This is a genomic window from Mesorhizobium sp. M4A.F.Ca.ET.022.05.2.1, assembly GCF_003998845.1.
GTDB lineage: Bacteria > Pseudomonadota > Alphaproteobacteria > Rhizobiales > Rhizobiaceae > Mesorhizobium.
This window is the reverse complement of record NZ_RZOJ01000784.1, coordinates 1-785: the sequence shown is the minus strand read 5'-3', so window position 1 is coordinate 785 and position 785 is coordinate 1. Positions and strand designations below refer to the sequence as shown.

The window sequence follows — 785 nt, the reverse complement described above, 5'->3', positions numbered from 1 at the left end:
GTCCGAAGCCGCCTCCGTGCAGTCGCTCGACCGCGCCTTGCGCATCCTTGCCATCGTCGCCGAAGGCAGCGGCCTGTCGCTGAGCGAGATATCGGCGCAAAGCGGCCTTGCCGCCTCCACCGCCTACCGCATGCTGACGACGCTGGAGAACCACGGCATGGTCGAGTTCGACGGCACCGACCAGCTGTGGTCGATCGGCGTCGAGACCTACCGCATGGGCGCCGCGTTCCTGCGCCGCCGCAAGCTGGTCGACCGCGCCCGCATCGTCATGCAGGAACTGATGGAGAAGACCGGCGAGACCGCCAATCTCGGCGTCGCCGAGGACGATTGCGTCGTCTTCGTCAGCCAGGTCGAGACGCACCAGGCGATCCGCGCCTTCTTCCGGCCGGGCACGCGCAGCTCCTTCCATGCCTCCGGCATCGGCAAGGCGGTGCTGGCGCATCTCGATCCCGAGCGTGTCGCTGCCATCCTGCGTCGCGCCGGGCTGGAGCGCTTCACCGACAAGACGATTTCCGACATTTCGGCGCTGGCCCGTGATCTCGTCGCGATCAAGCATCGCGGCTGGTCGGTCGACGACGAGGAGCGGCACCCGGGAATGCGCTGCGTGGCCGCCGCCATCTTCAACGAGTTCGGCGAGCCGATCGGCGGCGTTTCGGTGTCCGGGCCCACCGTTCGGGTGACGCCGGAGCGTCTGGCCGATATCGGTCCGCTGGTGCGCGAAGCGGCGACCGACATAACCAGGATGATCGGCGGGCATTCTTCACAAGGCGCTGCCGAGGCATCGC

1 protein-coding gene is annotated in these 785 nt (G+C 68.0%); it reads left to right on the top strand.

Annotation, left to right across the window (positions count from 1 at the left end; translation table 11 throughout):
* Positions 1–785: HTH-type transcriptional regulator BhcR (gene bhcR, locus EN745_RS35375; RefSeq protein ID WP_145992358.1), on the top strand; the 785-nt coding region annotated here is incomplete at both ends.